The organism is Streptomyces sp. NPDC006335 (assembly GCF_040612795.1).
In the GTDB taxonomy this organism is placed as follows: domain Bacteria; phylum Actinomycetota; class Actinomycetes; order Streptomycetales; family Streptomycetaceae; genus Streptomyces.
Window position 1 is genome coordinate 179,934 of record NZ_JBEXQX010000014.1, and the last position, 25,121, is coordinate 205,054.

18 protein-coding genes and 1 other RNA gene are annotated in these 25,121 nt (G+C 71.3%); 8 read left to right on the plus strand and 11 right to left on the minus strand.

From position 1 onward, the window contains the following. Positions 1-107: 107 nt before the first annotated feature. On the minus strand, positions 108-1,103 hold the full coding sequence (locus ABZ098_RS32315) for a LysR family transcriptional regulator (protein WP_356597202.1): 996 nt from the start codon (positions 1,101-1,103) through the stop codon (positions 108-110). Between the two features lie 82 nt (positions 1,104-1,185). On the opposite strand from ABZ098_RS32315, the gene ABZ098_RS32320 reads away from it, so the two are divergent. The 6 genes from ABZ098_RS32320 to ABZ098_RS32345 all read left to right on the plus strand — a co-directional run bounded on the left by ABZ098_RS32320 (position 1,186) and on the right by ABZ098_RS32345 (position 9,878). Continuing rightward, positions 1,186-2,493: an MFS transporter gene (locus tag ABZ098_RS32320; RefSeq protein ID WP_356597204.1), complete on the plus strand. Its 1,308-nt coding sequence runs from the start codon at positions 1,186-1,188 to the stop codon at positions 2,491-2,493. A 1,054-nt stretch (positions 2,494-3,547) separates the two neighbouring features. Further along, positions 3,548-4,846: an extracellular solute-binding protein gene (locus ABZ098_RS32325; RefSeq protein WP_356597206.1), complete on the plus strand. Its 1,299-nt coding sequence runs from the start codon at positions 3,548-3,550 to the stop codon at positions 4,844-4,846. After that, positions 4,843-5,790, plus strand: a complete 948-nt coding sequence (locus ABZ098_RS32330) for a sugar ABC transporter permease (RefSeq protein WP_356597207.1) — start codon at positions 4,843-4,845, stop codon at positions 5,788-5,790. The genes ABZ098_RS32325 and ABZ098_RS32330 overlap by 4 nt, the downstream gene beginning before the upstream one ends. Next, positions 5,787-6,611 (plus strand): carbohydrate ABC transporter permease, encoded by an 825-nt coding sequence (locus ABZ098_RS32335; RefSeq protein WP_356597209.1) that lies wholly within the window; start codon positions 5,787-5,789, stop codon positions 6,609-6,611. The genes ABZ098_RS32330 and ABZ098_RS32335 overlap by 4 nt, the downstream gene beginning before the upstream one ends. 13 nt (positions 6,612-6,624) lie before the next feature. Continuing rightward, a complete protein-coding gene (yicI, locus tag ABZ098_RS32340) occupies positions 6,625-8,874 on the plus strand; it encodes an alpha-xylosidase (RefSeq protein WP_356597211.1) in 2,250 nt (749 codons plus the stop codon). Beyond that, positions 8,874-9,878 (plus strand): LacI family DNA-binding transcriptional regulator, encoded by a 1,005-nt coding sequence (locus ABZ098_RS32345; RefSeq protein ID WP_356597213.1) that lies wholly within the window; start codon positions 8,874-8,876, stop codon positions 9,876-9,878. The genes yicI and ABZ098_RS32345 overlap by 1 nt, the downstream gene beginning before the upstream one ends. A gap of 78 nt (positions 9,879-9,956) precedes the next feature. Here the strand turns inward: ABZ098_RS32345 and ABZ098_RS32350 are convergent, their stop codons facing one another. The 6 genes from ABZ098_RS32350 to ftsE all read right to left on the minus strand — a co-directional run bounded on the left by ABZ098_RS32350 (position 9,957) and on the right by ftsE (position 14,745). Next, positions 9,957-10,646: a hypothetical protein gene (locus ABZ098_RS32350; protein WP_356597215.1), complete on the minus strand. Its 690-nt coding sequence runs from the start codon at positions 10,644-10,646 to the stop codon at positions 9,957-9,959. A gap of 78 nt (positions 10,647-10,724) precedes the next feature. Beyond that, positions 10,725-11,111: a transfer-messenger RNA gene (ssrA, locus tag ABZ098_RS32355) on the minus strand. A 99-nt stretch (positions 11,112-11,210) separates the two neighbouring features. Next, complete coding sequence (smpB, locus tag ABZ098_RS32360) at positions 11,211-11,753, minus strand: SsrA-binding protein SmpB (protein ID WP_356597299.1); 543 nt, start codon at positions 11,751-11,753, stop codon at positions 11,211-11,213. Between the two features lie 101 nt (positions 11,754-11,854). Further along, the gene (locus ABZ098_RS32365) at positions 11,855-13,027 is read right to left on the minus strand and encodes a S41 family peptidase (RefSeq protein WP_356597217.1); all 1,173 of its coding nucleotides are present in this window, start codon (positions 13,025-13,027) and stop codon (positions 11,855-11,857) included. Positions 13,028-13,095: 68 nt separating this feature from the next. Continuing rightward, entirely contained in the window at positions 13,096-14,013 is a 918-nt protein-coding gene (ftsX, locus tag ABZ098_RS32370; RefSeq protein WP_356597219.1) for a permease-like cell division protein FtsX, read from the minus strand. A gap of 42 nt (positions 14,014-14,055) precedes the next feature. Then, positions 14,056-14,745 (minus strand): cell division ATP-binding protein FtsE, encoded by a 690-nt coding sequence (ftsE, locus tag ABZ098_RS32375; protein WP_125191296.1) that lies wholly within the window; start codon positions 14,743-14,745, stop codon positions 14,056-14,058. 236 nt (positions 14,746-14,981) lie between these two features. Between ftsE and ABZ098_RS32380 the strand changes: the two genes are divergently transcribed. Beyond that, positions 14,982-15,173, plus strand: a complete 192-nt coding sequence (locus tag ABZ098_RS32380) for a hypothetical protein (protein ID WP_356597221.1) — start codon at positions 14,982-14,984, stop codon at positions 15,171-15,173. Between the two features lie 104 nt (positions 15,174-15,277). Here the strand turns inward: ABZ098_RS32380 and ABZ098_RS32385 are convergent, their stop codons facing one another. The 4 genes from ABZ098_RS32385 to ABZ098_RS32400 form a co-directional block, all read right to left on the minus strand. Beyond that, entirely contained in the window at positions 15,278-15,943 is a 666-nt protein-coding gene (locus ABZ098_RS32385; protein ID WP_356597223.1) for a hypothetical protein, read from the minus strand. A 292-nt stretch (positions 15,944-16,235) separates the two neighbouring features. Next, entirely contained in the window at positions 16,236-17,342 is a 1,107-nt protein-coding gene (gene prfB, locus ABZ098_RS32390; protein ID WP_356597224.1) for a peptide chain release factor 2, read from the minus strand. 58 nt (positions 17,343-17,400) lie between these two features. Then, positions 17,401-18,654 (minus strand): serine/threonine-protein kinase, encoded by a 1,254-nt coding sequence (locus ABZ098_RS32395; RefSeq protein ID WP_356597226.1) that lies wholly within the window; start codon positions 18,652-18,654, stop codon positions 17,401-17,403. A 108-nt stretch (positions 18,655-18,762) separates the two neighbouring features. Beyond that, positions 18,763-20,481 (minus strand): serine/threonine-protein kinase, encoded by a 1,719-nt coding sequence (locus tag ABZ098_RS32400; protein WP_356597228.1) that lies wholly within the window; start codon positions 20,479-20,481, stop codon positions 18,763-18,765. A 305-nt stretch (positions 20,482-20,786) separates the two neighbouring features. Here ABZ098_RS32400 and ABZ098_RS32405 point away from each other — a divergent pair, with 305 nt between their 5' ends. After that, positions 20,787-24,953 carry an FHA domain-containing protein gene (locus ABZ098_RS32405; RefSeq protein WP_356597230.1) on the plus strand — a complete coding sequence of 1,389 codons (4,167 nt, stop codon included), beginning with the start codon at positions 20,787-20,789 and terminating at the stop codon, positions 24,951-24,953. The last annotated feature ends 168 nt before the right edge of the window (positions 24,954-25,121 follow it).

Consider the following 25,121-nt stretch of genomic DNA (forward strand, 5'->3'; position numbering starts at 1 on the left):
GCACACGTCGGCCGAACCGGGCCCCCACCCGGTCCGAGCGCCCCCTTTACCACACCGTGCTCAGGCCACGAAGGTAGCGCACACGGAGGATGTGTGTTTGCCACGTGTCATTTGTGGATGTTCATAACGGCCTCATCGGTGGCTGGAAACCATCCACCGGAGGGCCGCCGAAGCCAGCCATGTTCTATGGAAAGTTCGATTGCGGCGCGACGGAGGGCGTCGAAGGCGGGATGCGCCAGACCCCTGCGCCACACCAACGACACGGGCGACAGCGGTACCGGGTCGACCAGCGGACGCAGCACCGTGGCAGGCAGGGCCGGAAAATCCACGACCGCGAGAATCGGGTGGCGGGCCTTCGCCATGATCCGCTGGAACTCCTCGTCGCCGACCGCGAGCGGAACGGGCGGGGCGATCCGGATGCCCCGTCCTTCGAACAGCCGACGAGCGAGATCGGTCCATTCCGGAGTCCGCGGATTTCCGGCCCCCGCGTACACGGTCTCGCCCTCCAGGGCGGCGAGCGGCACCCGTTCCAGCGAGGCCAGCCGGTGGTCCTCGGGCAGCACGACCGCCATGGGCTCCAGACGTACGGGCTGGTGGTCCAGGCCCGCCCGCAGCACCGGGTCCAGACCGGCGAACCGGCCGAACGAGGCGTCGAGGCGACCGGCGAGCAGCTCCCCCGCCGCCCCCGTCAGCCCGCTCTCGTAGCGGGCCATGAGCTCCTGGTCAGGGGCGAGTTCCCGGGCCCGCAGCAGTACGGCGCGGGCGGTGGCCTGGTCGGGGAAGTTCAGGTCCACCAGCAGGGGGCGGGCCTGCGCGAACGCGGCGAGCAGCTCGTCCTGGGCGTCCAGGATCCGCCGGGCGTACGGCACCAGTCGCTCGCCGTCGACGGTCAGCGTCACCTGCCGGGTGGTTCGCACGAACAGTTCCGCACCCAACTCCCGCTCCAGCCGCCGCACATCACGGCTGAGCGCCTGCTGGGCGACGTAGAGCCGGGCCGCCGCGCGCGTGAAGTGGAGCTCGTCGGCGACGGCGAGGAAGGCGCGCAGGAGGCGGGGGTCGAGGTGGTGGGAGCGGGGGCCGGGGCGCGGGCTGGGCACGGACATCGGGCGAACTTACAACACAGGTGCGTGAATCGGTACGGAGAAGGTGTTGGACCCCTTGATCGCCCCACGCGACGGTGGGCGCATGCCGCAACCGAACCGACCGATGTTCACCACGACCGCGGACGCGCTCGTCATCGTCGACTTCAGCCCCCGAGGCGTAGGAGACCCGCGAGGTGCACACGCCTCCCGTCGTCGTCGCACCCCCGGTCCCTACCGCCGTCTTCTCGCCACCCCGGGAGCCCGGGCGTTCACCACCGGGAATCTTCTCGCCCGGCTTCCGATGGGCATGTTCAGCGTCAGCGCGGTCGTCATGATCGCGGGGACGCGGGGTTCGTACGCCCTCGCCGGTGCCGTCACCGCGTTCGGTCTCGCGGCCACGGCGGTCGTCGCCCCGTGGATCGCGCGGCTCGTCGACCGACACGGACAGGCCAAGATCGCCGTACCGGCCACGGTTCTCGCGGCCCTGGGTTCGCTGTCGCTACTGCTGTGCGTCCGCCTCGACGCCCCGGCGTGGACGCTCTTCGTGTCGTACGCCGCCACCGCCACGACCCCCAACCTCGGCGGGATGTCCCGCGCCCGCTGGGCCCATCTCCTCGACGGCGACGAGAGGGCACTGCATGTCGCGAACTCCTTCGAGCAGGCCGTGGACGAGGCGTGCTTCATGCTGGGCCCGGTCCTCGCGGCCTTCCTGTGCACGGCGTTGTTCCCGGAGGCGGGGACGCTGACCGGGGTGGCGCTGCTGGTGTCGGGCGTGCTGGTGTTCACGGCACAGCGTGCGACGGAGCCGCCGGTGCGGGGGCGCGGCCCGGCGAAGGCGCCCTTCCGCGCGCCCGGTGTCCCGCCCCTCCTCGCCGTCTGCCTGGCCATGGGTGCCGTCTTCGGCTCCATGGAAGTCGTCACCATCGCCTTCGCCGACGCGCAGGGACACCGCTCGGCGGCCGGGATCGTGCTCGCGCTCCAGGCGACCGGTTCGTGCGCGGCGGGGCTGGTCTACGGGGCGACGCACCGGACCGGCACCGGGTCCCTGGAGGACCGTTACGTGTGGTGCATAGCCGCCATGACGACCCTGCTGACCCTCCCCCTGCTGGCCGCGTCCCTCACCGGCTCCCTGCTCGCCCTGGCCCCCGCGCTGCTGATCGCCGGGATGGCGACCGCCCCGACGATGGTCACGGGCATGACCCTGATCCAGCGACGCACCCCACCCGGTCGGCTCAACGAGGGCATGACCCTCGCCGTGACCGGCCTGCTCGGCGGAATCGCCTGCGGGAGCGCGGCCGGCGGCTGGACGGCGGAACACGTGTCCCCGGTGGCGGGCTACGGCATCCCGGTCACGGCCGCCGCGACAGCCCTGATGACGGCGCTCACGTGCACGAGACCGGGGCGACCATGACCTCGCGGTGATCGGCCTGCTGGGCGGGGGCGAGCCCGGCGACTGCGCGGTGGGTCATCTCGACAGCCGCCGGCTACGGCATCCGGGCCACGCCCGCAGCTCGGCGCCATTACGGATGAGACCGACGAGACAATGACCCCGCCACGACCGGCGCCGGGCGGTGCACACACCAGCCAAGATCACCCCGCGCGTACGAACAAAGGCCAACGGCGGAACCACCTGCGGGAGCACGACCGGCACCCCCGCGACGAACCACCTCTCCCCGCCGACGGACTACGGCACCCCGACCACGGCGCCCACCCCACCCCCCGCGACCACGCTCACCACAAGAGCCCGACGAGCCCAGGACCCCGCCGCGACCGGCAACTGTACGACCGAGCACATCCCGGCTGCGGCATCCCGACCAAAGCCACAGCCAACCACGCGCATACGAACAAGGGCCAACGGCGGAACCGCCTGCGACAGCGCGACCGGCACCTCCACGCCAGACGCCTGTCTCGGCAACAGAATCACGGCACTCAGCCCACCCCCGGCGACCACGCCCGCATGCACGAACCCGGCCAGATCCCCCCACACACACGTGACCCGCCTACGCGGCCAGAGCCCGACCGACGCCTCCGCGAGCCCACGGCACCCCAGCCACCGCCACCGCCACCGCAGCACCCCAGGCAACCGCGCACGTACCGACGAGACCAACGGCGGATCGACCGCGAGAGCCACTGACCCCTGGACGGCAGCACACCTGTCTGTCCCCGGTGACGGACCACGACACCCCGCAACGACCGCCGCGACACCCCAGACGCCCCCGCCCACGTAGACGACCCCAACAGGCACCCCCTCACCACGACCAACCTCAGCCCCGACCCCCGGCCCCCAACCCGGCAATCATCGAATCGCTTCACCCGATCCTGCACAACCCATTGACGACCTTCAGAGCCCCCACATACGTTCCTTCGTCGAAGCGCTTCGACAGGGGGCGTCGAATCGAGTCGAATCGACGCCCCCTGCGCGGCGCCCCGCCCGAAGCGACCATCCGACTCCCCGGAGGTACGGGATGTTGACGGCACGAAGGCGTGCGACGGCGACGGCGACGGCGGTGATCCTGACCGGATCACTGCTGGTGACGTCCTGCGGAGGCTCGGACAGCGGGTCCTCCGACGGGAAGACGCTCCGGCTCTGGCACTACGAGGGGCCGGACAGCGCGATGGGCATCGCGTGGAAGGAGGCGATCAAGGAGTTCGAGGCCACGCACCCCGGTGTGAAGGTGGAGTTCGAGGAGAAGAGCTTCGACCAGATCCAGAAGACCGCCCCGATGGTCCTCAACTCCTCGGACGCGCCCGACCTCATGGAGTACAACAAGGGCAACGCGACCGCGGGACTGCTCTCCAAGCAGGGCCTGCTGACCGACCTCACGCAGGAGGCCACCAAGCGCGGCTGGGACAAGAAGCTCAGCCCCAGCGTCCGCACCACCAGCCTCTACGACACCAACGGCGTGATGGGCTCCGGCAAGTGGTACGGCGTCCCCAACTACGCCGAGTACACGCTGGTCTACTACAACAAGGACCTTTTCAAGAAGTACGGCATCGCCGAGCCGAAGACGTTCGACGAACTGACCGCCGCGATGGACAAGTTCGTCGACAACAAGGTCACCCCCCTCGCCAACGGCGGCGCCGCCTACCCCGCCCAGCAGTACCTCTACCAACTGGCGCTGTCGAAGGCCAACCGCTCCTGGGTCGACGCCTACCAGCTCTACAAGGGCAAGACGGACTTCCACGACGCGGCCTGGACCTACGGCGCCGAGACCTTCGCCGACTGGGTGAAGAAGGGCTACTTCAGCAAGTCCTCCAGCGGCCAGAACGAGGAGGCCGCCGGTGTCTCCTTCACCTCCGGCAAGGCGCCCATCCTGTTCTCCGGAAGCTGGTGGTACGGCCGCTTCAAGACGGAGAACAAGTTCGACTGGGGCACCTTCCGCTGGCCCGACTCCCAGCTCACCCTCGGCTCCGGCGGCAACCTCTGGGTCGTACCGCAGGGTTCGAAGAACAAGGACCTCGCCTACGACTTCATCGACATCACCATGTCGAAGAAGATCCAGAACCTGCTCGGCAACTCCGGCGGTGTGCCGGTCGCGGCCGACGCCTCCGCCATCACCGACCCCCAGTCGAAGACCCTGATCGACGACTTCAACACCCTGTCCAGGAACGACGGCCTGGCCTTCTACCCCGACTGGCCGGTCCCCGGCTTCTACGACGTCCTCGTCTCCGCGACCCAGAAGCTGATCACGGGCAGCGAGAAGCCCGACGGCTACCTCAGCGATCTCCAGGAGGCCTACGACAAGGGCGCGCCGAAGCAATGACGGCGACCGTCGAACGCGGTGCGCGGGCGGTCGGCAAGGGCGCCGGCGCCCCCCGGCCCCCGCGCCGCCCCCGCGACTCCTACGCCCTGTTCCTCCTGCCGGGCGCCCTCGCCTTCCTGGCGATCATCGTCCTGCCGTTCGTGATGAACACCTACGTGAGCTTCACGGACTGGCAGGGCGTGGGCTCCCCCGAGTGGTCGGGGCTCGCCAACTACCGCGAGCTGATGGACGATTCCGAGTTCTGGGCGTCCTTCCGGCACAGCCTGTTCATGGTCGTGGCGATGGCGGCGATCCCCACCGTCCTCGGACTGGTCCTGGCCGCCGCCCTGTTCGACTACGTCGGCAAGCACTTCGGGAGCCGGGTCGCCGCCGTCCTGCGCGCCTGCTTCTACCTCCCCCAGGTCCTGCCGATCGCGGTCGCCGGCATCGTCTGGAGCTGGATCCTCGCCCCCGACAACGGCTCCCTCAACGCCCTCCTCAAGGCCATCGGTCTCGGCAGCTGGCAGCAGGACTGGCTCGGTGACCCCGACCTCGCCCTGTACAGCGTCATGGGCGTCATGGTCTGGGTCCAACTGGGCTTCCCGCTGGTCATCTTCATGGCGGGTCTCCAGCGTGTGGACCCCCAACTCCACGAGGCCGCCGAGCTGGACGGCGCCGGCTGGTGGCGCCGCTTCTGGCACATCACGCTGCCGCAGATCCGCCCGGAGATCTACGTCGTGCTGACCTGGTGCTCGATCGCCGCGCTCAAGGTGTTCGGCGCGGTGTACGTCCTGACCAAGGGCGGGCCGGGCGGCGCCACGAACGTGCCCTCCTACTTCTCCTTCACCACCTTCTTCGAGAAGACGCAGGTCGGCTACGGCGCCGCGATCTCCACCGTGCTCACCGTCATCATCCTCGCGCTCTCCCTGATCGGTCTGAAGCTCCAGGAGAGGAGCGACTCATGACCACCGCCCTGCGCCGCTACCCGGTGCTGTTCGCCCTGTGCGTCGCGGCCCTGTTCATGGTCGTGCCGTTCCTCATCGTCACGCTCAACGCCTTCAAGTCCCCCGCGGAGTACGCCCAGAACGGCCCCCTCAGCCTCCCCGACGGCCTCTACACCCAGGACCTCAAGGACTTCTGGGAGCGCGTCGACTTCGGCCAGAAGCTCCTCAACTCGGTCCTGATCAGCGGCTCGGTGGCGGTACTGGCCGTGATCCTGTCGGTCCTCAACGCGTACGCGATCGGCATCGGCCGCATCAAGGGCCGTACCTGGGTGCTCGCCTTCTTCGTCCTCGCGAACATGCTGCCGCAGGAGGCGCTGGTCTACCCGGTCTACTACCTGAGCAAGGAAGTCGGCCTCTACGACACCAGGTTGAGCGTGATCATCGTGTTCACGGTGATCCAGGCGGCCTTCGGCACGTATCTGCTCTCCGCGGTCCTCGGCCAGTTCCCCCGCGAGATCCTGGAGGCGGCCCGGATCGACGGCGCGAACAAGTGGCAGGTCCTGTGGCGGATCGTCGTCCCCGTCAGCCGCCCCACCCTCGGTGTGCTGCTGGTCTTCTTCTTCATCTGGACCTGGAACGAGTTCCTGCTCCCCCTGGTCATGCTGATCTCCAACGACAACCAGACGGTGTCCGTGGCCCTCGGCGTCCTCCAGGGCCAGCGCCTGATGGACGCCACGATGACCAACGCGGCCGCCCTGCTCGGCGTGCTCCCCGCGATCGTGTTCTTCCTCGTGTTCCAGCGAACCCTCACCCGCGGTATCGCCGTGGGTGCCGTGAAGTAAGGACCCCCCACAGATGAAGTTCACCGACGGCTACTGGCTGCTGCGCGAGGGCGTCACCGCCGACCACCCGGCCGTGGTCCACGAGGTCGTCGCCTCGGACGGCGGGCTCGAGATCCACGCGCCGTCGCAGCCCATCCGCCACCGCGGCGACCTGTTGAAGGGACCGGTCGTGACGATCAGCGCCCACGCCCCGATGCCCGACGTCATCGGCATCACCTTCACCCACTTCGAGGGCGAGCAGCCGGACCGCCCCGAATTCCAGCTCGTGAAAGAGGAGTTCACCCCCCACGCCGGGTCCGACGAGGACTCCGCGACCCTCACCTCCGGCTCGCTGTCGGTCCGGTTCGCCCGCACCGGCCCCTGGCAGGTCGACTTCCTCGCCGACGGCCGGGTCCTCACCAGCAGCGGCACCAAGAACATGGGCATCCTGCGGGACGCGACCGGGGCTCACTACCTGCGCGAGCAGCTCAACCTGACCGTGGGCACCTCGGTGTACGGCCTCGGCGAGCGCTTCGGACCGCTGGTGAAGAACGGCCAGGTCGTCGACATCTGGAACGCCGACGGCGGCACGGCCACCGAACAGGCCTACAAGAACGTCCCGTTCTACCTCACGGACGCGGGCTACGGCGTCTTCGTCGACCACCCGGGCAAGGTCTCCTTCGAGGTCGGCTCGGAGGCGGTGTCGCGGGTCCAGTTCAGCGCGGAGACGCAGGAACTGACGTACTACGTCATCCACGGGCCCTCCCCCAAGGAGATCATCCGCAAGTACACGGCCCTCACCGGCCGCCCGGCCCTCCCGCCCGCCTGGTCCTTCGGCCTGTGGCTGTCGACGTCCTTCACGACCTCGTACGACGAGGAGACCGTGACGTCCTTCATCGAGGGCATGCGGGAGCGCGAACTCCCCCTCTCCGTCTTCCACTTCGACTGCTTCTGGATGCGCGAGTTCAACTGGTGCGACTTCCAGTGGGACCCGCGGGTCTTCCCCGACCCGGAGGGCATGCTCGCCCGGCTGCACGCGCGGGGCCTGAGGGTCTCCGTGTGGATCAACCCGTACATCGCCCAGCGGTCCCCCCTGTTCACGGAGGGCAAGGAGCTCGGCCATCTCCTCAGGCGCCCCGACGGCAGCGTGTGGCAGTGGGACCTGTGGCAGCCCGGCATGGCCCTGGTCGACTTCACCAGCCCGGCCGCCCGCGACTGGTACGCGTCCAAGCTGGAGGCGCTCCTCGCGCAGGGCGTGGACTGCTTCAAGACCGACTTCGGCGAGCGGGTGCCGCTGGACGTGGAGTGGTCCGACGGCTCCGACCCCGAGCGGATGCACAACTACTACACCTACCTCTACAACCAGACCGTCTTCGACGTGCTGCGCAAGCACCGCGGTGAGGAGGAGGCGGTGGTCTTCGCCCGCTCGGCGACCGCGGGCAGCCAGCAGTTCCCGGTGCACTGGGGCGGCGACTGCGAGGCGACCTACGAGTCGATGGCGGAGTCCCTGCGCGGCGGACTGTCCCTGGGCCTGTCCGGCTTCGGCTTCTGGAGCCACGACATCGGCGGCTTCGAGGGCACCCCGACACCGGCGCTGTTCAAGCGCTGGCTGGCCTTCGGACTCCTCTCCTCCCACAGCCGCCTGCACGGCAGCTCCTCCTACCGGGTGCCGTGGCTGTTCGACGAGGAGTCCGTCGACGTCCTGCGGCACTTCACCCGCCTCAAGCTGAAGCTCATGCCCTACCTCTACGAGGCCGCGCGCACCGCCCACGCCGAGGGCGTGCCGGTGATGCGGGCGATGGTCCTGGAGTTCCCGGACGACCCCGGCTGCGCGCACCTGGAACGCCAGTACATGCTCGGCCCGGATCTCCTGGTGGCACCCGTGTTCAGCGACTCCGGGGAGGTCTCGTACTACGTCCCCGAGGGCACCTGGACCCACTTCGTGACCGGCGAGACGGTGACCGGCCCGCGCTGGGTGCGCGAGCGGCACGACTTCATGAGCGTGCCGCTGCTGGTACGGCCGGGTGCCGTGCTCCCCGTCGGCGCGGTGGAGGACCGCCCCGACTACGACCACGCCGACGGGGTGACCCTGCGGGCGTACGGCCTGGCCCGGGGCGAGCAGGTCACGGTACGGGTCGGCGAGGTCGCCTTCACCGTCGTACGCGAGGGGGACACGCTGCGGGCGTCCTGCGGTGACCCGTCGGCGCCCTGGGGCCTGGCGGCCGGGGACAGGGCGGCGCGGGCGCAGGCCGGCACCGGGTTCCTCTCCCTGGAGCTGGGCTGATGGTGAAGATCACGGATGTGGCGCGGCGGGCCGGGGTCTCCCCCAGCACCGTCTCCTACGCCCTCAGCGGCAAGCGCCCGATCTCGGAGGAGACCAGGCGGCGGGTCGAGGACGCCATCCGCGAGCTGGGCTACCGTCCGCACGCGGGCGCCCGCGCCCTGGCCGGGCGGCGCTCGAACGTCCTGGCGCTGGTGGTGCCCCTGCGGAGCGGGATCCACGTCCCGACGGTGATGCGGTTCGCGGTGTCGGTGGTGACGACGGCCCGGCGCCACGACCACGACGTGCTGCTGCTGACGCAGGAGGAGGGCGAGGAGGGACTGCACCGGGTCGCGGACACGGCACTGGTCGACGGGCTGATCCTGATGGACGTCCAACTGGACGATCCCCGGCTGCCGTTGCTGCGCTCGCTGGACCTGCCGTCGGTGCTGATCGGCTTCCCTGCCTCTGGTGCGGGTCTGACCTGCGTCGACCTCGACTTCCAGGCGGCCGGTGAGGCGTGCGTGGAGCATCTGGCGCGGCTGGGCCATCGCTCGGTCGCCCTGATCGGCTCCCCGCCGGAGGTGTACGTGCGCCGGACGGCCTTCGCCCAACAGGTGGTCCAGGGCTTCACGGCCGCCGCGGACCGCAGCGGCATGTCGTCGACCGTCCACCCCTGCGAGCCGGGCGGCGCCCGCTCGCTGGCCGAGCAACTCCTGCGGGAGCAGCCCGCGTTGACGGGCGTGGTCGTCCACAACGAAGCCCTGCTGGAGCCGCTGCTCGACGCCTTCGAGCAACTCGGTCTGCGTGTCCCGGCCGACCTCTCCGTCACCGCGATCTGCCCCGACGAACTCGCCGAGTCGACCCGCGTCCCGATTACCTCGGTGGCCCTGCCGTCGACGGAGGTGGGTGAGCGGGCCGTGGACCTCCTGATGAAGAAACTGGACGGAACAGCCGTACCGGAGTCGACGCTGCTGCCACCGCGGATCACGGAGCGGGCCAGTACGGGGCGGCGGACGGTGTCCTGACCCACGGCCGGAGACCACAAGGACGGAAGGCCCGCACTCGGTCGAGCACGGGCCTTCACACTTTTTCCGAGGGAGTCGCTAGGCGAGTCCGCCGTAGGTGACCGTCCTGGCCGGGCCCGCTTCACGGGCCACGCGCGCGGCCAGGTCACGGCCTCGCAGGTCCAGTTCGGCGCGCCTTTCGTCGTCCTTCTCTTCGTCCCGGTCCTTCAGGTACTGCTCCATGCCGGCGTTGAAGTCGGCCGCCCACCTGTACAGGTCAGCGACCAGTTCGTCGGACAGGTCCAGTCCGGCGGCGGGGTCGTCGGGAGCGAAGTCCCCGAACCCCTCCGCGCGGAGCGGGTGCCACTTGTACTCGCCCTCGACGGTGATGTGGAGCGGATAGGGCGGTGTGTCGTGCTCGTGCAGGGACCAGTGCAGTCGCCGGCATCCCCAGCAGACGAACTTGTCGGTGGCGTACGCGTCGTCCCAGTACCGCACCATCCACTGCGGCCCGAGGTACCGGGCCAGCGCCTGGGCGACCTCCAGACCCTGCTTCGCATGCCTGCGCGCAATCTGGCGGGACACGACCCCTCCCCGGGGGCGGGCCCGCGACCAGGACGTCAGCCGGTCGGCCAGGGACTCGGTCAGCCCGAGCCCCGGATCGTCGAGTGCGACGGGCCGGGTGAACCGGGAGAGGTCGTCGTCGCCCTCGTTGTCCGCGGTATAGAGCGGTGAGTCGTCACCCTGCGCGTGGATGAGAAGTCGTCGTGGAGCCGAGGTCCAGGTCATGTTGTGTATGTATGACGAAGGCCCCGCTGCCATCAAGCAGCGGGGCCTTCGCCCACATGGGGTTGTCCCCGGAGGGACGAGTGGAGATGGCGGGAATCGAACCCGCGTCCAACGGTGCAGAACCAGGGCTTCTCCGTGTGCAGTTCGCTGCGCTTTTCTCGGCCCCGGCGATCACGCGAACAAGTCGCCGACGGGCCCAGTCACTGTTTGGTTTCCCATCGAACCCCGTGACCGGGCTCAATGGTTTAGTCCCCTAGATTATGCCAGGATCCGGGTCGGGAACACTCCCGGGCTGACACCCGTTAGGGCCTTCGCTCACTGCTTATTAGGCAGCGAGGGCGAAGACGCGGGAATCGCTCTTGGAATTGGCGATTATTGGTTGCGACATATGGTTTACGAGATCATTGCCGCTTCCTCGACACGCTTCCCCTGCCTCAACAGCCGCTGTCGAAACCGATCATCCCCATGTTTTGTTTTCAATCAGCCCACCGACCGCGGCCGGTGTTGACTCCATCGTACGTGACCAACGCACGCCGATGCCACTGTATTCCGGGCGGCCCCGTCCTACAGGCCCCGCTCCTTGCGCTTCACCGCCGCGATCGCGCGGTCCGACTCCCGCCGGTCCTGCTTCTCGCGCAGGGTCTGCCGCTTGTCGTACTCCTTCTTGCCTCGGGCGAGGGCGATCTCGGCCTTGGCCCGGCCGTTGGTGAAGTACAGGGCGAGGGGCACGATCGTGTGACCGGTCTCCTGCGCCTTCGTCTCCAGCTTGTCGATCTCCTCGCGGTGCAGCAGCAGCTTGCGCTTGCGGCGCGCGGAGTGGTTGGTCCAGCTGCCCTGGCTGTACTCGGGGATGTGGGCGTTGTGCAGCCACGCCTCACCGCCGTCGATCTGGACGAAGCCGTCGGCCAGCGAGGTGCGCCCCTGACGCAGCGACTTCACCTCGGTACCGGTGAGCACGATCCCGGCCTCGTAGGTGTCGATGATCGCGTAGTCGTGCCGGGCCTTCTTGTTCTGGGCGACGAGCTTGCGCTTGCCACCCTTCTCCCCGTCCCGGGCCTTGCCGCCCCCGCCACCCTGCTTCGGCTGGGACTCCTTCGGTACGTACATTCCCTTGCTCATAGTGCTGACCATTTTCGCACTACGGAGGGGGGCCGGGGCCAGCCCTTAATCAAGCGGTGCGCAGACCTCGCGCACGCGAGGTCGGCGGGCTAGGCGCCCAGCCCCGCGATCACCGTCTCCGCCTGCTGAAGGGCCTGATCGTCCGTCTCCAGGTCAGGGGTGATCCCGCGCCCGTCGACGCCTCGCCCCGACGGAGTCCTGTAGTGCCCCACCGTCAGCTCGGCCACGGACCCGCCCGGCAACGCGCTGGGCATCTGCACCGACCCCTTGCCGAACGTCCGCGACCCCACGACCACCGCCCGCCCCCGGTCCTGGAGGGCCCCGGTGAGCAGCTCGGCCGCGCTCATCGTCCCGCCGTCGACCAGCACGACCAGTGCCCTGTCGGTGTCCCCGCCGGGCTCGGCGTGCAGGGCCTGCTGGGTCCCGTCGACGTCGTAGGTCGCCACCAGTCCCCCGTCGAGGAAGGCGGACGCCGTGGTGACGGCCTCGGTGACCAGGCCGCCGGAGTTCGCGCGCAGGTCGAGAATGATCCCGCCGTCGGCCGGGGCCTGCCGCACGGCGTCCCGGACCTCGTCCCCGACGCCCTTGGTGAACGAGTCGATCCTGATGACGGTGATCCCGCCGGCGAGTTCTCGAACGCTGACCGAGTCCGTGGACAGCCGGGCACGCCGGACGGTCTGCGTCCACGCGCGCGTACCGCGCTCCAGGCCCAGCCGGACCGCCGTACCGGCGGCCGCGTCCGTGGCGTCGCCGCGCAGTAAGGAGACCACCTCGGTGACGGGGTGCCCGTCCACCCGCTCGCCGTCGACGCTGCGCAGCCGGTCGCCCTCGCGGATCCCGGCGGCGGCCGCGGGCGAGTCCGAGCTCACCCGGGTCACCTCGATACGGCCGTCCCGCTCGCGCCGCGCCCACAGGCCGACGCCGGTGTACCGGCCGTCGAGGGCCTCCTCGAACTCCTCGTACTCGCCCCGGGAGTAGACGGCTCCCCAGCGGTCCCCGCTGCGGCTGACGGCACGCTCGGCGGCCTCCACGGGGGACGCGCCGTCGGCCATGGCCTCCTCGGCCGCCTCGGCCACGTCCTCGTGGTGACCCGCGGGGGCGGCCGAACGGGCCGTGTCGGACGTGGATTTACGGTCGCCGCGGTCGGCCTCGGGGAAGGAACCGGTCGCCGCGCCTGCCACCAGCACGCTCGCGAACACCAATGTCAGGGCCGCCCCGCGGCGAATGCGGCGGGGCTGACAGAACAGATCTCGGCCCGACATGCCGGTGAGTCTAGGACAACGCAAGAGGGCCGCACGGCCGGTTGACCGTACGACCCTCTTGGCATGCGTCACACCTTCAGGTACTTGCGCAGCGCGAAGAACGCGGCCAAAGCGGGCATCAGCACGCTCGCGGCGAGGATGAGCGGCAGCTTCGTCAGGACGGCGTCCCAGCCCACGAAGTTGATCAGGTTGAGCTTCGTGGCCAGGGCCATGCCGTGGTCGACGGTGAAGTACCGGCCGACGACCAGGAAGACACAGGCGAGCCCGCCGCCGATCGCGCCGGCGACGGCGGCCTCCATGATGAACGGCGCCTGGATGTAGAAGCCGGACGCGCCCACCAGCCGCATGATCCCGGTCTCCCGCCGACGGCTGAACGCCGAGACGCGCACCGTGTTGACGATCAGCAGCAGGGCGACGATCAGCATGAGCGCCATGACGCCGAGCGCGGCCCGGTTCATCAGGTTCAGCATCGTGAAGAGGTTGTCCAGGATGCCCTTCTGGTCCTGCACGGACTGCACGCCGTCACGGCCGTTGAAGGCGGTCGCGATGACCTGGTACTTCTCCGGGTCCTTCAGCTTGATCCGGTACGACTCCTGCATCTGGTCCGGCGTGAGGGAGGCGGCCAGCGGGGAGTCGCCGAACTGCTCCTTGTAGTGCTTGTACGCCTCGTCCTGCGACTCGTGGACGACCGTCTCGACGACCGACATCTTCTTCAGGTCGGAGAGGATGTCCTTCTTCTGGTCCTCGGTCACCGCGCCCTTGGCGCAGTTGGGGTCGGACTCGGCGTCGCTCTTGTTGCAGAGGAAGATCGAGACGTTGACCTTGTCGTACCAGTAGCCCTTCATGGCGCCGACCTGGTCGCTCATCAGGAGCGACCCGCCGAACAGGGCGAGCGACAGGGCGACGGAGACGATGACCGCGAACGTCATCGTCAGGTTGCGACGGAGACCGACACCGATCTCGGAGAGTACGAACTGGGCGCGCATGGCGTCTTCTTCAGGCCTTTCCGGGGACTCTACGAACGGCGGTCAGTGCTGGTAGCCGTAGACGCCGCGTGCCTGGTCGCGGACGAGGCGGCCCTTCTCCAGCTCGATGACGCGCTTGCGCATCTGGTCCACGATGTTCTGGTCGTGCGTGGCCATGACGACGGTCGTGCCGGTCCGGTTGATCCGGTCCAGCAGCTTCATGATGCCGACGGAGGTCTGCGGGTCGAGGTTGCCGGTGGGCTCGTCGGCGATGAGCAGCTTGGGCCGGTTCACGAAGGCGCGCGCGATGGCCACGCGCTGCTGTTCACCACCGGAGAGCTCACCGGGCATGCGCTCCTCCTTGCCGCCGAGCCCGACGAGGTCGAGCACCTGCGGCACGGACTTGCGGATCTCGCCGCGGGACTTGCCGATGACCTCCTGGGCGAAGGCCACGTTCTCGGCGACCGTCTTGTTGGGCAGCAGCCGGAAGTCCTGGAACACCGTCCCGAGCTGGCGCCGCATCTGCGGCACCTTCCAGTTGGACAGGCGGGCGAGGTCCTTGCCCAGCACGTGCACCTGTCCCTGGCTGCACCGCTCCTCGCGGAGGATCAGCCGCAGGAAGGTGGACTTTCCGGAGCCGGAGGACCCGACGAGGAACACGAACTCGCCCTTCTCCACTTCGAGGGAGACATCCCTGAGTGCGGGGCGGGTCTGCTTGGGGTAGACCTTGGATACGTTGTCGAATCGGATCACGGATGCACCACGGTAGGCCGGGGGTAGATGAGCGTGACCATACGCGAACCGGGTGCGCGAGCGCAGGCGCCGGTTCGGGTTGCGTATCGGTTGGGCGGTTTTGTGCCCACCTGTGAACCCCGTCTCCGGCAGCGCACAGGCGACCCTCAGTGGAACCTGGCACAGTAGGGAGGGGAACGTTCTCCGACCCGGGGGCGTTCTCCCCGTGGAACGTATTCGCAAGAAGGGTGACGCGCATGACGTACGACCGCCTGGTGTGCGCAAACTGCGCGGCGCCCGTGAGCGAGGGCCGGTGCCATGTGTGCCGCGCGAACCGCGAGCGGCTGCAGCAGGAGAGTCTTTTCGCGGGCCTGAACCCGATGACCCTGATCGCCCTGCTCGCGGTGCTGATCGCGGCGGTGGCCCTGCTGGCGCACCAGACCGCGTAGGCGGCGGTCGAGGACATACGAAGGGCCCGGAGCTGACAGGCTCCGGGCCCTTCGTCGTACAGCATGCGCACGCTAAGCGGATGCGCGGCTACCGGGCGTCACCGTCAGGCGGCGGCGCCACCGCGGCCGCCCGCCAGGCGCGGCAGGAGACGGAAGCCGACACCGCCGGCGATCATCGTGGCGGCACCGATGACCAGGAACGCGGTCTGACCGGCACCGGTCTCGGCGAGCTCCTGGCCGTTGCCCTGGGCCGACGTGTTGGACGTGGTGTCCGTGCCGGTCTCGGTGAGGGCCGAGGAGCCCTCCTCCTGGGTGGAGGTGTTGGAACCACCGTCGGGGCTGGTGTTGCTGTTGCCACCGCCCCCGGCGTTGCCGTGGCCGTTCCCGTTACCGTTGCCGTTTCCGTTGCCATTCCCGTTCCCGTTGCCCGGGTCGGTCGGGTCCTCGGTGGGCTCGGTGGGCTCCTCGGTCGGGTCCGTGGGCTCTTCGGTGACCGGCGGCGTGGTCCCCGGGTCCGTCGGCACCTCGGTGCCGGGGTCCGTGGGGAGCTCGGTGCCCGGGTCGGTCGGGATCTCCGTGCCGGGGTCGGTCGGGTTGCCCGGGTCGTCGTCGCCGAGGCCGGTGTCGACGTTCACGCCGACACCGCTCTCGCCCACGCTTACGCCGATCTCCAGCGCGGAAGCGGCGCCGGCGGCGGTCAGCGAGGCGCCGGCCGCGATCACGGCACCGGCGGCTATGCGCGCGATACGGATCCGCGTCTTCTTCGTCATGTGGTTGCTACCCCCAGTAGCTCATCGTCAATGAGGCGGCGCTCGGGGCCGTGATCGACGGAGGAAGGTAGCTGTGCTGAAGTCCCCCGGTTCACATGCGCCCCAGAGATACGCATGCCACGCTTTACCCTTCCCATTTTTCAAAGCAACGTCAAGGCCGTTGCGGGCGTGATGTCCTGGTAAGCGCTCTTTGCCGGGGAAAGCGGTCTGTGAGTGTGATGTAAAACCCAGACATAAAGCAAACTGCCGCCCGATGGGCGGCAGTTGCGGACCGGTGGTCAAGTCGACAAAGTTACTTCTCCTGCTGCTTGCGCCAGCGAATTCCGGCTTCCAGGAAACCGTCGATCTCGCCGTTGAACACAGCCTCGGGATTGCCGACCTCGAAGTCGGTGCGCAGGTCCTTGACCATCTGGTACGGGTGCAGGACGTACGAACGCATCTGGTTGCCCCAGGAGTTGCCGCCGTCGCCCTTGAGGGCGTCCATCGCGGCCTGCTCCTCCTGGCGGCGCCGCTCCAGCAGCTTGGCCTGGAGGACGTTCATCGCGCTCGCCTTGTTCTGGATCTGCGAGCGTTCGTTCTGGCAGGAGACGACGATGCCGGTGGGGAGGTGGGTCAACCGGACCGCGGAGTCGGTGGTGTTGACGCCCTGACCGCCGGGACCGGACGACCGGTACACGTCCACGCGCAGCTCGGACTCGTCGATCTCGATGTGGTCGGTCTGCTCGACCACGGGGAGGATCTCCACACCCGCGAAGGAGGTCTGCCGGCGCCCCTGGTTGTCGAAGGGCGAGATGCGCACGAGCCGGTGGGTGCCCTGCTCGACGGACAGGGTGCCGTAGGCGTACGGCACCTGCACGGCGAAGGTGGTCGACTTGATGCCGGCCTCTTCGGCGTACGACGTCTCGTAGACCTCGGTCTTGTAGCCCTTCTGCTCCGCCCAGCGCAGGTACATCCGCTGGAGCTTCTCGGCGAAGTCGGCGGCGTCGACGCCACCGGCCTCGGCGCGGATGTTGACGAGCGCCTCACGGGAGTCGTACTCGCCGGAGAGGAGGGTGCGCACCTCCATCTCGTCGAGCGCCTTCTTGACGGAGATGAGCTCGGACTCGGCCTCGGCGAGGGTGTCCGAGTCGTCCTCCTCCTCGGCCATCTCGAACAGCACGGCGAGATCGTCGATGCGGGCGCGCAGCGCGTCCGCCTTCCTGACCTCCGCCTGGAGGTGGGACAGCTTGCTGGTGATCTTCTGCGCCTCGTCCGGGTTGTCCCACAGGGACGGCGCGGCCGCCTGCTCCTCGAGCACGGCGATGTCTGCCCTCAGCTTGTCGAGGTCCAGAACGGCCTCGATCGACTCCATGGTCGAGGAGAGGGACTTGAGCTCTTCGGATACATCGACGACTGCCACGCCCTCCAGCCTAACGGCTGTGGCAACCGACGTCGGTCGTCCCCCGGCCGCCGCCCCCTCAGGGGGAGGCGGGCGCCGAGTTCTTCGTGTCCTGCGGTGACGCTCCCGCGTCGTCCGATGTGGCCGCCCAGATCCCGACGCCCGCCGCGGCGACCAGCACCAGCCCCGCGACCCCCACGACCAGCCTCCGCCGCCGCGTGGTCGCCCGGTGCCGCGCGGATCCGGGCCGGGGCGCCCCCGCGGGCCTCGGCACCCTGGCCGTCCCCCGCGCGCCTCCGGCCAGCTCGTCAGGCCCGGGCACCCTCATCGACGTGTGCGTGTCCCGATTGGAGTCCGCCGGTTTCGCCCCCGGCACCAACGGCACCGCCCCCCGCCGCGCCGGCCGCCCGGACGGCGCCGGCTCCCCGGAGGACTCCGCGGCCGCGTCCTCGGCGCCCTGCTCCTCCTCCGACTCCGCGTCCGGCTCGTCGACGTCCAGCGGGGGCATCCCGGCCAGCAGGGGCAGCAGCTCCCGCAGCCGTACGCCCAGCTCGGAGGCGCGCAGGCGGGAGGCCGGCGCCTTCGCCAGGCACTGCACGACGAGCTGCCACAGCTCGTCGGGGATGCCCGGAAGCGGAACCACCGTCTCCGTCACGTGCCGTCGCAGCACCGCCCCGGGGTGCCCGCCCCCGAACGGCGTGAAGCCGGCCAGCAGCTCGTACAGGACGGTCGCGAGGGCGTAGATGTCCACGGACGCCCGCGGGGGCAGGCCCTCGACGATCTCCGGGGCCAGGTAGTCCGGCGTCCCGATGATCTTCGTGGCCCGGGTGCGGCGCGGCGAGTCGATGAGCTTCGCCACACCGAAGTCGGTCAGCAGGGCGGGGTGCGCGCCGCCGGGGCCGAGCGGCCCCTGCATGTCCAGGAGGATGTTCTCCGGCTTCACGTCCCGGTGCACGACCCCCTTGGCGTGCGCGGCGGCCAGGCCGTCCGCGACATCCGCGACGATCGCCACCGCCGCCTCGGGGGCGAGCCGCTTCTCCCGGTCGAGCCGGGTGCGCAGGTCCGTGCCCCGGACCAGGTCCATGACGAGCGCGAGGTCGTTGCCGTCGACCACCAGGTCGCGCACCGAGACCACGTGGGGGTGGTCCAGGCCGAGCAGGGCCGTGCGCTCCTGGACGAAGCGGCCGACGAGTTCCTGGTCGGACGCGAGATCCTCGCGCAGCAGCTTGACGGCGACGGGACCCTCGGGTCCCTCACCCAGCCACACCGTGCCGGCGCTGCCCCGCCCCAGGATCTGGTTGGCGGTGTACCGGCTGCCGATCTTCCGTGCCAAGACTGCTCCTACAGACGCGTGTTGTCGCTAAAACTACGCGCCGGAAGAGCCAACCTTCACCGCGGAGACGGAAATCACCCGCCGGGTGTCGACAAATCGCCAGAGTTACTACTGACCTGAGGCTTTTCCGCTGAGATCCCCGATCCATCCGCTCACGGTGTCGACGAGGTCCCCGATCTGCTGCCAGTAGCTCTTGCCGGTGCCGATCCACTCCTGGAGCGGGCTCAGCTCCCAGATCAGCCAGCTCGCGACGAACAGGATGACGATCGTGAACAGACACCCCTTGAGGCAGCCCAGACCCGGGATCTTCATCGGGTTGGCGCTGCGCTGCCGCGGCTGCCGGGGCTCGCGCGCGGGGCGCTCGGGCTGCGGCGGGGGCGCGTACCGCTGCGGCTGTTGCTGCTGCGGGGCGTACTGCTGGCGCTGGGGCGGCTGCTGCTGCGGCTGACGGCCGTAGCCGCCCTGCTGCGGGCGTTGCTGGGGTTGCTGCTGCCGCTGGGGCGGCTGCTGCGGCCTGGCGACCTGCCGCTGGGGGCGGCGGCGCAGCGGGTCCTCGCCCGGGTCGAGGTACTGGACCTGGGTCTGTTCGTTGCGGTCGCGGGCCGCGCGGAGCTGGTTCTGCCAGGGGTGCGGGTCCTCGGGCCCACCGGGCTGCTGGCCCTGCTGCCCTTGCTGCCCGTACTGGCCCTGGCCCGGCTGTCCCGGCGGTACCGGCGGCATGACGGCCGTCGGATCGGCCGCGCCGCGGTGCGGGAGTACGGCGGTGGGGTCGGCGGCGCCGACGGGGTTCCCGGGACCGGTGTGCGGCAGGAAGCTGGTCGCGGCGTTCGGGTCGTAGGCACCCGCGGCACCGGCACCGTGCGGCAGGACCTGCGTCGGGTCGGCGGCGCCCGGGGTGTCCGGCACGGCCGCCGGGTCCGGGTCGGGCAGCAGCAGCGCGCCGACGTTGTCCGCCGCGGCGATCTGCGCGGAGTTCGCGTGCACGCCGATGCCCTCGGCGACGACCCGCAGCCCGCGCGCGAGGTTCTCGGCGCTGGGCCGCCGGCCGGGGTTCTTGCTCAGACAGCGCTCTATGACCGTCCACAGCGGCTCGGGGACCGTGGAGGGGCGGCGCGGCTCGGCGCTCAGGTGCTGGTGCAGGACCTCCAGGGCGGAACCGCCGGCGAACGGCGGACGGCCGGTGACCAGCTCGTACAGCAGGATGCCGGCGCCGTAGATGTCGACCGCGGAGGTCTGCGGGCGGCCCTCGGCGGACTCGGGCGCGACGTACGCGGGCGTGCCGACGAATTCCTGGGTCCGGGTCAGGCCCGGGGAGTCCGCGAGGCGTGCGATGCCGAAGTCGGTGAGCAGGGGGTGCATCTGGCCGCCGTGCTGCCGCAGCAGCACGTTGGCGGGCTTGAGGTCGCGGTGGACCACGCCGTCGGCGTGGCTGGCGGCGAGCGCGTCGGCGATCTGGGCGGTGATCAGGGCGGCGCCGACGGGGCTGAAGGGGCCGTTCTCGCGCAGGTAGCGGTGCAGGTCGGGGCCCTCGACGAGGTCCATGACCAGGGCGAGCAGATCGCCTTCGACGACCAGGTCGCGCACCCGCACGATGTTCGGATGGGTCAGCCGCAGAAGGACGGAGCGCTCGCGCAGGAACCGCATCACGATGTCCGGATCGCTCGCGAGCTCCTCCTTGAGGACCTTGATCGCGACGGTCTCGCCGGGCTGTCCCGGAACGGCGGCCTCGGCGCCCGCGGTCTCCCGCTGGCGGGCTCGCCACACGGTCCCCGTGGCACCGCGTCCGAGCGGCTCCTCGAGGAAGTACTTGCTGCCAACCGGCCGCACGTCATGCACTCCCTGCTGCTTGCTGTCGTTCCCGACCCACTTCCGACCCACTGTAGTGCCGCTCCTGCGGGCACCACGTGAGCGTTGCCAAGCACGTTCCGGAGAAAGACGCTCCGTCCGGGTCTCCTGGTTGCCGGACATTGACGTGACCGATCTCAAGTGATCGCCGACGCTGCACTGGTCAGGCACTTTTGGGGGCAGAGCTGACCAATCAAGATCACTTGCCCTCGGGCGGCGGGCGCGTTGTCAGTGGCAGGTGCGAGGATGCGTGCAGTACTGGCCGATGGTGCTCGTGCGGGGTGGGGATGTCCGCGTCCGAGCAGAAGGGACCGCTGACGGCGATGCAGATCCGGCTGACCGTCGTAGACCCGCTGGGCCCGCCCGACCGGACCCGGGGCCGCGCCGCGAGCCGCGACGTACTGGTCACCGCCCCCGTCGGCACCGCACTGGCCGCGGTGGCCACGGCACTCGCCTCGGCGGTCCCCGGGGACAGCGGCGCCTCCCGCGCGGGTGAGGCCGAGCGCGGCGGCGGTCCGGTCGTGCTGTACGCGGACGGCGAGCGGCTGGACGCCCAGCGCGCCACCCTGGGCGAGCCCCCGCTGATCGACGGCGCCGTGCTGTCCCTGGGCGCACCGGCGGCCCCCGAGCCCCACCCCGAGCTCGACGAGGCCCCCACCCAGCTCCACGTGGTCGCCGGCCCCGACGCCGGCGGCGTCCATCTCCTGCACGGCGGCCAGATCCACATCGGCCGCTCCGCCGACGCCGACGTCCCGCTGGACGACCCCGACGTCTCCCGCCTGCACTGCGCGGTCACGGTCGCGCCCGACGGCCGCGTCTCGGTGGCCGACCTCGACTCCACCAACGGCACCACCCTGGACGGCACCCGCGTGGGCACCCGCCCGGTCCGGTTCCCTCCGGGGGCGCTCCTGAGGATCGGCGAGTCGGTGCTGCGGCTGTCGCCGAGCGGGGGGCCACGGCTCGGGACGGAACCGGACGGCGAGGGCCATGTGCGCGTGACCTCGGGCGAGACCGGACCCGTGCCGGGGGACGACCGGGGGCCCGGGGGTGTGCAGGCCGGTGTCGGCCGAGCCGGGCCCACAGCGAGCGGAAGCCGCGCACACGGAGGTCCGGCACCGGCCGGTGGGCCGGGCGGCGGCCACGGACCGGGCGTGCCCGGGGCGCGCCACAGCTCGGAGACCGGCGCGTCCGGGTATGCGGCGGGCGCCGGACAGGGACACGGGACTTCAGGAGCTCACCAGGACGCCCCAGGCGCGTCCGGATCCGCCCCCGGACAGGCCGAGCCCCCGTCACGCGCGCGGGGCAGGGTGTCGGCGAGGGCCGCGTCGGCCTCGGGCACGGCATCTGCCGAGGGCCCGGCAAGCGCGCGGGGCGACCGTGACAGCGGCGACACCTCGGCCCGGCCGCCCGCCGACCGGACCCATCACGCCTACGGTTCCGCCAGCTGGGGCGCGTCGGGCGGCGGCCCCGACACGGCGGGAGCACAGGGCCACGGCCGCTCCGAGCCACCGGTCGTCGTACCGGGCCAGGGCGGCGCGCCCCGGATCGAGCACCGGGGAGGCCTCGGTGGCGGACGTCCGGACACCGACGCCGGCCCCCGCACCGGAGCCGTCTCCGGTGCGGGACGCGCCACGACCTCCGACGGCGACACCCATGGCGGCCGGTCCGGGATCGGCTCCTTCGAGGTCACGCGCACGACCGCCGTGCCCCCGTCTCCTCCGGCCGACCGGGACCAGCCCTCCCCTTCTACCGCCCGCACGCCCTCCGACGCCCCGGACGCCCCCGCGAGCGGCCGCCGCAAAGGCACCCCCCTGCGCGGGACCGATGTACCGCAGGGAGTGCGGCGGCGCGGCGGGCTCTCCGCGTGGGCCCGGCGGCTGACCGGGGGCCGGGGCGAGCAGGAGACGCCCGGGCGGGACGAGGCGTACGACGAGACGACCGCGCCCGTCACCGCGGTGCCGTCGGCCGCCGCAGCCCAGGTGCCCGAGGTCTGGCCCGACCCGGCCGCCCTGCTGCTGACGGCGCTGGGCCCCGGCGCGCGCCTGTGGGAGCGCGGGCCCGGGCATCCGGAAGCCCTCACCGTGCGGCTCGGCACCGCCGACCGGGCGGCCCCCGACGGCTCGGGGCTGCTGCCGGCCGTTCCGGTCACCGCGGATCTGCGCGAGGCCGGTGCGCTGGGGCTGGCCGGTCCGCGCGCGCGGCTCGCCGGGCTGGCCCGCGCGGTGGTGGCCCAACTCGCCGCGCTGCACGCGCCCGAGACGCTGGAGATCGTGCTGATCAGCACGGACCGTTCCCGGCCCGCGCAGGAGCGCGTCGCCGAGTGGTCCTGGCTCGGCTGGCTCCCCCATGTCCGCCCGAGACACGGCCAGGACTGCCGGCTCCTCCTCGCCCACGACCGCGAACAGGCCGCGGCCCGTACCGACGAACTCCTGCGGCGCCTGGACGACCACCTGGCCGACGCGGAGCTCGCCGCCGCCCGCGGGACCGTCCCGGCGGCCCGCTCCGCCACCCCGCAGGACCGCCCCGGGAACCCCGCCCGACGGCCCTCCTGGGCCCGGGACGACGTGGCGGACGGGACGGGCGGCGGTTTCCCGGGGCCGTACACCGTGGTCGTCGTGGACGGTGACCCCGGCGGCGCGGATCTGCGCAAGGCGGTGGCGCGGCTGGCGGCGGAGGGTCCGCGGGCCGGCATCCACATCGTGTGCCTGGCCGAGACGGCTCCGGCCTCGCCCGCCTCTCCGGTGACGGACACGTACGAGGCGGCGTGCGCGGCGGCCCCGACGTTCCGCGAGTGCGGGGCGGTGGGCCTGCTCAGTGGGGACGTGGCGACGGCACTGCGGCTGATGCGGGTGGCGCGGGCGGGGGTCCCCGCGCAGGCGGCCCCCCAGACCGACGGCACCGGCACCGCGCACGATCGCCCCGATCCGGGCCGCCCCGGCAATTCCCGCAACCGCACCGGGGCCGACCACCCCGGAACCGACCGCACCGGCGCCTCCCGCCCCGGCACCACCCCGCCCACGGCCGACGCACGCCACGCGGACGCGTCCCGCACCGGTTTCGGCGCCGAGGCCCGCCCCACCGGCGCGGGCGCCCGTACCGACGTCGACACCGTCCACCTCACCGCGGTCCCCGCCCCGGCCCCCGTCGGCCACGGCACGATCGCCGCCGTGGACGCCGTCTCCGCGGCCTGGGCCGAGCGGTTCGCGCGGGCACTGGCGCCGCTGCGGACGGACGGCACCGCCGCCGCGGGGCACACGCGTGTGTCGTCGCCGTTGCCCCAGTCGGCGCGGCTGCTGGACGAGTTGGGGCTGGCCCGGGCCACCCCGCCGTCGCTGATGACGCGCTGGGCGGACGCGGCCGACGACCCGGAGTCGCTCGGCGGCCGGGCGTGGGCGGTGCTGGGGGCCGGCCCGCGCGGGCCGGTGTGCGCGGACCTCGTGGCCGAGGGCCCACACCTGCTGATCGAGGGCCCGACGGGCAGCGGCCGTACGGAACTGCTGCGGGCGGTCGTCGCCTCGCTGGCCGCGGCCGAGCGCCCCGACCGTCTCAGCGTCGTCCTGATGGACGGCCGGGACAGCGTGGCCGCCGGCAGCCACGGCGAGGGTCTGCGCGTGTGCACGGACGTACCGCACGTGACCACCCACCTCACCGCCAACGACCCGGTCCGCATGCGGGAGTTCGCCCAGTCCCTGAGCGCCGAGCTGAAGCGGCGCGCGGAGCTGCTGGGCCGCTGCGACTTCACGGAGTGGCACACCGGCCGGGAGCTGTCGGGCCGTCTGGTCGCCCAGCGCGCACCGTCCCGCCGGGCCACGACCGGCACCGCGGGCGCCCCCGGCGATCCGGCGCCCGGCGACCCGGCCGCCGGCGACCTCGACTCGCCGCCCAGCTCCACGATCCGCCTGCGCCCGGCGGCGGCCAGGCGCCAGACGGAGACGGCGCCCCCGCTCCCCCGTCTGGTCGTCGTCGTGGACGACCTGGACGCCCTGGTCTCCCCGCCCCTCGGCTCCCCCGGCCGACCGGCCGCCGGCTCGGTCATACGCGCGCTGGAGGCGGTCTCCCGGGAGGGCGAGCGCCTGGGCGTCCACCTGGTGGCCGCGACCGGCCCGGGCGGCCGTACGGCGGAGTCGGAAGCGGCCCGCCGGGCCACTCTCCGCGTCACCCTGGACACCCCGGCCACCGGCCCGGAGGAACCGGCTCCCGGCCGCGGCCGGCTGACCTGGCCCGACGGCCGGGTCACGGCGTTCCAGGCCGGCCGGGTCACCGGTCGTATCCCCCGCACGGCGACCCTGCGTCCCACGGTCGTCCCGCTGGAATGGGAGCGCATGGGCGACCCCCCGGCCCGCCGCCCGATCCGGGAACTGGGCAACGGTCCGACGGACCTGGCCCTGCTGGCGAGTGCATTGGAACGGGCAGCGAGGGAAGTCGCAGCGGCAGAGGTCCCGTCACTGCTCTAGACACCGAGGGGCCCGGGGGCGCCGCCCCCGATCGACGCGTGCCACAACGCACCGGCACTGGTCACGACGGCATCACGATCTTCCGCTTGACAGCGGACGCCCACTTGCCGACCTCGTGTCCCCGGCGTAGACCAGATCGCACGGGACAGCCCTCGAACGTTCGACGAG